Genomic DNA, 8,069 nt, shown 5'->3' with positions numbered 1-8,069 from the left:
AAAATTGGAAAACTTAAGTCAATCCACCAGCCGGCGGATTAACTCAAGTTTTCCTTTGCAGTAACATCAATTGCTTGAATAATTTGTTTGTAGCCTGTACAACGGCAGAGATTGCCGGAAATAGCTGTTTTTATTTCAATTTCAGTAGGATTGGTTTTTTTTTGGAGCAGGGCAGTAGCACTCATTATCATCCCCGGAGTGCAGAATCCGCATTGAATTGCACCGTGCTTGATAAAATTTTTTTGTAAAGAAGAAAGTTCACCATTTTTTTCGACTCCTTCGATAGTGATAACTTCCTTGCCCTGAACTTGTCCTGCGAGCATCATGCAAGAGCAGATGGCTTTACCATCCACAATGACAGTGCAAGCACCACATTCGCCAACTCCACAACCTTCTTTTGTGCCGGTCAAACCAAAATCTTCTCGGATAACATCAAGAAGACGTTTGTTCGGTGAAACTGATTTCTTCACCTTTTTCCCATTTAGAGAAAAGCACAAAAGTATGTTTTTCATTTGATTCTAATCAATATATTCGTTCATTCTTTTAATTAGTTTTTTCTTTTTTACTACGCCAATAACTTGATCCATGACTTTGCCATCTTTAAATATCAAGGAAGCGGGAATATTCATAATTCCATATTGTGAAGCAATATTAGGTTGGTTTTGAACATCACAACGTCCAACAGCAATTTTATTTTCGTCCATCTCATTTTCAATTTGGTCCATTACAGGATGCATCATTTTACATGGGACACACCATTCTGCCCAAAAGTCAACCAGTATAACTTTTCCAGAATTGATAATATCCTGAATATTTTCGTGGGTTATATTTAGCATGATATTTATTCCTTTTTTTTTGTTTAATATTCGTTAAGCAGCGTGTTTATTTCGTAGGCAGTAATTGCCCCATCACCAGCAGCCGTAACAATTTGTCTTAGATTTTTATTACGAATATCACCGGCGGCATATACTTTGTCAATATTTGTTTGAAGTGTTTTTTCATCCGCATCAATAAATCCGTATTCTGTTAATTCGATTTGATTGTTTAACATTTCATTATTTGGTTTGATACCCACAAAAATGAAAATGCCGGTTGCTTTTAATTTGGATTCTGACTTTTCAAGGTTATTCCAGATAATGATGTGCTTATCTGAAAAATTATGAAAATTAATTTTTTGGACAGTTGAATTCCAAAGAATCTCTATTTTTTCATTATTTTTTGCACGGTCGCTCATAACTTTATCGGCTCTGAGTTTATTTCTGCGGTGGATGAGGTACACTTTTGAAGCATATTTTGAGAGATACATTGCTTCTGAAACAGCAGTGTTTCCACCTCCGACCACAGCAACCACTCTTTCTTTAAAGAAGGGAGCATCACAAGTTCCGCAGTATGAAACGCCTTTGCCACGGAATTCATCTTCTCCCGGAATGTTCAGTTTGCTCGGTGATGAGCCTGTGCAAATAATTGCCGTTTTTGCCGAGTATTCGCTTTCGTCATCTGTTTTGAATCTTTTCACTTCACCTTTTAGATCAACTTCAATAACGTTTTCACTAATGATTTCTAATCCGGCGATTTCAGCCTGTTTGTGCATCTTCTCCGACAACTCCAGACCGTTTATCGGTTTTTCAAATCCGGGATAATTTTCGATTGCCCAAGTATCTAACATGCTTCCGCCAAGGAGATACTGTTTTTCCAGAAGCAAGGTTTTCAACTTATAACGAGCTGCGTACAAACCGGCAGTAAGTCCGGCTGGTCCTCCGCCAAGTATAATTACATCATACATAATTTTGTCCTTTACTTAATTAATTTCCAATAGTCTATTTAATTTATTTAGATTGAAGCCAACAATGGGCCTGTTGTTTATCAAAATTACAGGAACACCCTGTTGACCGGTTCTGCGTTGTAGATCACGTGCTGCCGTGGCATCTTTTGACACATCTACTTCTTTAAATCTTACGTGGTTTCTTTTCATATAAACTTTTGCCTTTTTACACCACGAGCAATAGGGTGAAGTGAATAAGATCACCCGTTTATTTGCAATTTTATTTGCCATTCATTTTCCTTTAAATTTTTTCAAAAAAAGTTTTTTTGGGTACAAACATTGTCAATTTTTCTAAAGATAAAAATAAAAAAAATCCCTGCCCGAAAATTCGAGCAGGGATTTGATTATTGAAGATCTTATTTTATCTCTATTTTTTTCACTTCTTCAGTTTCTTTGGACTTTGGAAATGTAACTTTCAAAATACCTTTATCAAAATTCGCTGAGATATCTTTGTGAGCAATATTATTTGGAATAGTGAAAGAACGACTGAATTCTCCATAATAACGTTCTGTTCTGAAATAATTTTCTTCCTGAATGTCTTTATCTTTTTCAAATGTTCCTTTTACAGTGAGAGTGCTATTCTCAAGTTGTATTTCAATATTTTTTTTGGAGATGCCGGGTAATTCAAAATCCAAATGGATTTTATCCTTCTTTTCATAAATATCAACAGGGATTCTGTAGGTTGTGTTGTTTCTGAAGTGGTTAAAGAAATCATCTTCAAAGAATCGATCTGTAAAAGACCGGAAGGGCTGATACTTTACGATAGACATAATGTCTCCTTTCTAACTAATTGTTATTTAGTGAGTTGCGGGAAATGTTCCCGAACTTGCAATATAGTTTAGGCATTAGGTTTTCAATGTCAAGAAATATTTAGCACTCTAAACAGGTGAGTGCTAAAAAAGATTTTGACATTCACCTTTCAGCACATATATTCTTTAGAAACCTATCAAATATTAAGGAAATTAGGAAATTATGAATTTAAATAAATTTACGATAAAAGCCCAAGAAGCAGTAGAATCTGCGGTGCAACTTGCGGATAAATTTGAGCATCAGGAAATTTCCGTAGCCCACCTGATCGCTGTTTTGATTAAACAAAATGAATCAATCATTACCACTATTCTTAATAAGTTGGAGGTAAGCATTGATTCTATTTATCAGGATATCGAAAATATTCTGAATAAGAAACCGCAAATTTCAGGAAATGTCCAGCAACCGTATCTCTCTCAAGAATTGAATCGCGTTTTGGCTGCTGCCCAAAAGGAAGCGGATCGACTTCACGATGATTATTTGAGTACTGAGCATATTTTTCTCGCTTCTTTACATATTAAGAATGAAGTTTCTCCCATTTACAAGAAATATGGTGTGGACGAGAAAAACGTTTTGAAAATTTTAAAAGACATTCGGGGCAACCAGAGAATTACAGACCAGAATCCGGAAGCAAAGTATCAAGTTATGGAAAAATATGCTAGAAACCTTACTGATTTTGCCCGAAAAGGCAAACTTGATCCGGTAATTGGCAGAGACGAAGAGATTCGTTCCGTGATGCAAATATTATCCAGACGCAGAAAAAACAATCCTATTTTGATCGGTGAAGCCGGTGTAGGTAAAACTGCTATTGTGGAAGGATTAGCCGGTAGAATCGTGGAAAATGATGTGCCTGAAAACTTGAAGAATAAAGATGTTATGGAATTGGATATGGGAGCTTTGATTGCCGGAGCAAAATTTCGCGGTGAATTTGAAGACCGTTTAAAAGCCGTTCTCAAAGAAGTTAAGGCTGCAGAAGGGCAGATTATTTTATTCATTGATGAAATGCACACCGTTGTTGGTGCCGGTGCTGCTGAAGGGGCGATGGACGCTTCGAACTTGCTTAAACCCGCTCTTGCGAGAGGTGAATTGCACTGTATCGCAGCAACCACACTTAATGAATATCGGAAATATATCGAAAAAGATGCTGCTTTGGAAAGGCGTTTCCAACCGATTATGGTTTTCGAACCGGATGTAAATGACACAGTTTCCATCTTACGTGGAATCAAGGAGAAATATGAAGTTCATCACGGAGTGAAGATCAAAGATGCGGCAATAATTGCAGCTGCAAATCTGTCTGACAGATATATCTCCGATCGGTTTTTGCCGGATAAAGCCATTGACCTTATTGACGAAGCTTGTGCGAACATCCGAATCCAGATTGATAGTCTGCCAACCGAATTGGATGTTATAGAAAGAAAAATCAGGCAGTTGGAAATTGAAGAGCATTCTCTAAAGAAAGAAAAGGATAGGAAATCCAAAGAGAGGAAAAATGATATTCAGGAAAATCTGAAGGAGTTAAAGGAAAAAGGAAATCATATTCGGGTTCGTTGGCAGCATGAAAAAGAATTGATATCTCATGTTAGCGATGTCAAAAAGCAAATAGATGAAACGAAAACGGAGATGCGATTTTCCGAACGAAACGGGGATCTGGCTCGAACATCTGAACTGAAGTATGGAAAACTACGAGAACTTCAGGAAATTTTGAAAAAAAAGAACAGCAAGTTGGATGATTTACAGAAAAATAACAGAATCCTGAAAGAAGAAATTGATGAAAATGATATTGCAAATATTGTTTCAAAATGGACGCACATTCCCGTATCCAAGATGCTGGAGAGTGAAACTGAAAAACTCGTTCATCTTGAAGATGAGTTACATCAAAGAGTGGTAGGACAGGATGATGCAATTAGTGCTGTGGCAAATGCGATTCGAAGAAATCGGGTTGGAATTAGTCCCGAAGGAAGACCAATCGGAACTTTTTTGTTTCTTGGAGCAACTGGAGTTGGGAAAACAGAACTGGCAAAAACGCTGTCGAAAATTCTTTTCGATTCGGAAAAAGCATTGACCCGCATAGATATGTCCGAATATATGGAAAGGCATGCAGTCTCAAAACTCATCGGAGCTCCTCCCGGATATGTGGGATATGATGAAGGCGGAAATCTGACAGAAGCAGTGAGAAGGAAACCTTACAGCGTCATCCTCTTTGATGAAATCGAAAAAGCACATCCCGATGTTTTCAATATTCTTCTGCAAATAATGGATGATGGACGCTTAACGGACAGTAAAGGAAGAACGGTTGATTTCACAAACACAGTAATAATTATGACATCCAATATTGCGGTTGAAGAGGCTGTTTCGCCCACTAATGACATTCAAAAATCGCTTATAATGAATGCTTTGAAAGATTATTTTCGTCCGGAATTCTTGAATCGTATTGATGAGATTATCAAGTTTCATATTCTTTCGGCTGAAGATATGGGAAAAATATTTGACATCCAGTTCGATGATCTTCAAAAACGTTTATTTAAGAGGCATATTGATATTGCTATTTCTGACGGAGCAAAAAAGTATTTTGGAAAACAAGGATATGAACCTGAATTTGGAGCGAGACCTCTTAAAAGGCTAATTCAACGTGAAATTGAGAATAAACTTGCTCTGATTTTACTTGAAGAAACAAAGAACGAAAACGAAGATGATAAAAATTATCAAGTAAACATTGACATAAAAAATGGACATGTCGCGCTTTCGTAATAAATTAATAAGAAATATAAAAATTAATCAATAATGAAATAAAATCCATTAATTTCGGAGGAAAAATGGCAAAACAGTTAAAATTCGGGCATGATGCACGAGAAAGATTGAAGAAAGGTGTTGACCAATTAGCAGATGCTGTTAAGGTAACACTTGGTCCGAGAGGTAGAAATGTAGTTCTTGATAAGAGCCTTGGTGCTCCCACCATTACAAATGATGGCGTAACTATTGCAAAAGAAGTTGAACTAAAAGATAAGTATGAAAACATGGGTGCTCAGATGGTAAAAGAAGTTGCCACAAAAACCCATGATATTGCTGGAGATGGCACAACAACAGCCACACTTTTGGCTCAAGAAATCATTAATGAAGGCTTCAAACACGTAACTGCCGGTGTCAACCCAATGTTTATTAAACGTGGACTGATGAAAGCAAGCGAAGCTATCGTAAACAAAATCGAAGAGATGAGCAAACCGGTTAAAACATCTGAAGAAATCGAACAAATTGGAACAATCTCTGCGAACAATGATCCTGAAATCGGAAAAATGATCTCAGAAGCAATGGAATCTGTTGGTAACGAAGGCGTTATTAATGTCGAAGAATCCAAAACGATGAAAACCTATTTGGAAAAAGTGGAAGGTATGCAGTTCGATAGAGGATATCTTTCCCCTTATTTTGCAACGGATATGGACAAAATGGTTGCAGAATTAGAAGATGCTTATGTTCTTCTTCTTGATAAGAAAATTTCAGTAATGAAAGAACTTCTTCCAATTCTACAAGAAGTTTCCCAAACAGGAAAACCAATGTTCATAATCGCCGAAGATATCGAAGGTGAAGCACTTGCAACTCTTGTTGTGAATAAAATTCGTGGAACTTTGAATGTTTGTGGTGTGAAGTCACCCGGATTTGGTGATAGAAGAAAAGAAATGCTTCAGGATATCGCAATTCTTACAGGTGGAACAGTTATTTCGGAAGAAGTTGGGTTGAAATTGGAAAGTGTTACAATAAACGATCTTGGCAAAGCAAACAAAATTATCGTGGACAAAGATAACACAACAATCCGTGAAGGAAAAGGTAGCGAGGAAGATATAGATATTCGAATTAATCGCATTAAGAATCAGATAGAAGAAAGCGACTCTGATTATGATACTGAAAAACTGCAAGAAAGACTGGCAAAACTTGCCGGCGGTGTTGCTGTTTTAAATATTGGTGCTGCCACAGAAGTAGAAATGAAAGAGAAAAAACATCGTGTTGATGACGCTCTTCAGGCGACAAGAGCCGCCGTAGAAGAAGGAATTATAATCGGTGGTGGAGTTGCGTTATTGCAATGTGCAAAAATTCTTGATGAATTGCATCTTGATGAAGAGGAAGAACAAATTGGTGTTCAAATCCTTAAAAATTCTTTGTCAAAACCGCTTTATCAAATTGCAAAGAATGCGGGATTACCAGGCGATGTTATTGTTGAAAAGCTAAAAGACAACAAAGATATTGATCTTGGCTATAACGCAGCAACGCGAAAATATTCCAATCTGATGAAAGACGGTGTTATTGATCCTGCTAAGGTTACTCGTTCTGCAGTTCAAAATGCTTGTAGTATTGCCGGATTATTCCTAACTACCGAGTGTGCAATTACCGATGCACCCGAAGAAGATAGTGGTGGAGCAATGCCGGGCGGTATGCCAGGTGGAATGCCGGGTGGTATGCCAGGCGGAATGTATTAAAAAGTAGTATCTATTCATAAAATTCTCAGTTGTGAAGGTTAATCTCCTGTGGAGTTTTTGACCGTTCACAAAATTTGAAAGCGGTATTCAGTTTTGAATACCGCTTTTTTTTGGAATTATTTTTAGGATTTAAAGTAAAAAGTTGGGAATATAAAAAATATGTAAAAAATGGCTATTTGGAATTTTTTGCAGGGGTTTCCGTTAGATTTTCAAAACAATTTTAAGTTTATTTTATTTTTTTTGCAATTATTATTTATCCTTAATTATTAATTCTGAATTTTGTAATAAAGCACAGAACAAACTTTTTAAACTTTTCTATCTCCCTATTGTACCGCCAAATAAATCGGCTTGAGTTAAATTGATAAATTTAAATAACCCAACTTTATTAGTGGTTCCCAAGGTGGACTTATCTGAGTTAATGAAATAAAATAAAATAAAAAAATCAGATATACTTGACAAGGAAATAGGCACCTGAATTTTTTAATCAAATTTATTTGAATAAAATAAAATATCAAAAAATTAAAGAAATAGGAGCAAAATAATGTTCTACAAACTTAAGAACGAAAAGGGTTTTACCCTTATTGAATTGTTAGTCGTTGTTGCAATTATTGCTATTCTTGCTGCAATCGCAGTTCCCATCTATATGGATTATGTGAGGAATGCAAGATCAACTGAAGCACAAACCGCTATTGCAGCAATAAGAAGTGTTTATAGGGTCGAACGTCAAACTTATGGAACTACTGATAATTACACGATTGAAGATGCAATGAATGATGCAAAATTAGGAAAAGCCACCGAAAATAACTGGGATCTCGAAGTTATTGGTAATCCACCTACGAAATATATTGCAACTTCTACTGCAGATTTCCCTGAAGGCGAAGGAAAACAAGTCTGGTATGATGTTGACGAAGCTAAGTATCATGGTTATGGAATTGATCAGGATGATGAGGAACAAGATATAGTTGACTAAATAG

Annotated in this window: 8 protein-coding genes; 3 read left to right on the top strand and 5 right to left on the bottom strand. The window is 36.5% G+C overall.

Going from position 1 to position 8,069, the window contains the following annotated elements; all coding sequences use genetic code 11:
* Positions 1-38: 38 nt before the first annotated feature.
* The 5 genes from U9P79_10050 to U9P79_10030 form a co-directional block, all read right to left on the bottom strand.
* Positions 39-512 carry a (2Fe-2S)-binding protein gene (locus U9P79_10050; protein MEA2104964.1) on the bottom strand — a complete coding sequence of 158 codons (474 nt, stop codon included), beginning with the start codon at positions 510-512 and terminating at the stop codon, positions 39-41.
* Between the two features lie 6 nt (positions 513-518).
* On the bottom strand, positions 519-836 hold the full coding sequence (trxA, locus tag U9P79_10045; GenBank protein MEA2104963.1) for a thioredoxin: 318 nt from the start codon (positions 834-836) through the stop codon (positions 519-521).
* Positions 837-859: 23 nt separating this feature from the next.
* Positions 860-1,783: a thioredoxin-disulfide reductase gene (gene trxB / locus U9P79_10040; GenBank protein MEA2104962.1), complete on the bottom strand. Its 924-nt coding sequence runs from the start codon at positions 1,781-1,783 to the stop codon at positions 860-862.
* 15 nt (positions 1,784-1,798) lie between these two features.
* Positions 1,799-2,053, bottom strand: a complete 255-nt coding sequence (locus tag U9P79_10035; GenBank protein MEA2104961.1) for a glutaredoxin domain-containing protein — start codon at positions 2,051-2,053, stop codon at positions 1,799-1,801.
* A gap of 125 nt (positions 2,054-2,178) precedes the next feature.
* Complete coding sequence (locus tag U9P79_10030; GenBank protein MEA2104960.1) at positions 2,179-2,592, bottom strand: Hsp20/alpha crystallin family protein; 414 nt, start codon at positions 2,590-2,592, stop codon at positions 2,179-2,181.
* Between the two features lie 202 nt (positions 2,593-2,794).
* On the opposite strand from U9P79_10030, the gene clpB reads away from it, so the two are divergent.
* The 3 genes from clpB to U9P79_10015 all read left to right on the top strand — a co-directional run bounded on the left by clpB (position 2,795) and on the right by U9P79_10015 (position 8,065).
* Positions 2,795-5,377: an ATP-dependent chaperone ClpB gene (clpB, locus tag U9P79_10025; GenBank protein ID MEA2104959.1), complete on the top strand. Its 2,583-nt coding sequence runs from the start codon at positions 2,795-2,797 to the stop codon at positions 5,375-5,377.
* 65 nt (positions 5,378-5,442) lie between these two features.
* Positions 5,443-7,095 (top strand): chaperonin GroEL, encoded by a 1,653-nt coding sequence (groL, locus tag U9P79_10020; protein ID MEA2104958.1) that lies wholly within the window; start codon positions 5,443-5,445, stop codon positions 7,093-7,095.
* Positions 7,096-7,636: 541 nt separating this feature from the next.
* Positions 7,637-8,065 (top strand): prepilin-type N-terminal cleavage/methylation domain-containing protein, encoded by a 429-nt coding sequence (locus tag U9P79_10015; GenBank protein MEA2104957.1) that lies wholly within the window; start codon positions 7,637-7,639, stop codon positions 8,063-8,065.
* The last annotated feature ends 4 nt before the right edge of the window (positions 8,066-8,069 follow it).

The organism is Candidatus Cloacimonadota bacterium (assembly GCA_034661015.1).
In the GTDB taxonomy this organism is placed as follows: Bacteria; Cloacimonadota; Cloacimonadia; order JGIOTU-2; family JGIOTU-2; genus JAYEKN01.
This window is presented reverse-complemented; position numbering and strand designations above follow the sequence as displayed.

Excerpts from the sequence above, each read along its gene's own strand:
- U9P79_10050 (MEA2104964.1), bottom strand. The coding sequence starts at position 512 with ATGAAAAACATACTTTTGTGCTTTTCTCTAAATGGGAAAAAGGTGAAG.
- trxA (MEA2104963.1), bottom strand. The coding sequence starts at position 836 with ATGCTAAATATAACCCACGAAAATATTCAGGATATTATCAATTCTGGA.
- trxB (MEA2104962.1), bottom strand. The coding sequence starts at position 1,783 with ATGTATGATGTAATTATACTTGGCGGAGGACCAGCCGGACTTACTGCC.
- U9P79_10035 (MEA2104961.1), bottom strand. The coding sequence starts at position 2,053 with ATGGCAAATAAAATTGCAAATAAACGGGTGATCTTATTCACTTCACCC.
- U9P79_10030 (MEA2104960.1), bottom strand. The coding sequence starts at position 2,592 with ATGTCTATCGTAAAGTATCAGCCCTTCCGGTCTTTTACAGATCGATTC.
- clpB (MEA2104959.1), top strand. The coding sequence starts at position 2,795 with ATGAATTTAAATAAATTTACGATAAAAGCCCAAGAAGCAGTAGAATCT.
- groL (MEA2104958.1), top strand. The coding sequence starts at position 5,443 with ATGGCAAAACAGTTAAAATTCGGGCATGATGCACGAGAAAGATTGAAG.
- U9P79_10015 (MEA2104957.1), top strand. The coding sequence starts at position 7,637 with ATGTTCTACAAACTTAAGAACGAAAAGGGTTTTACCCTTATTGAATTG.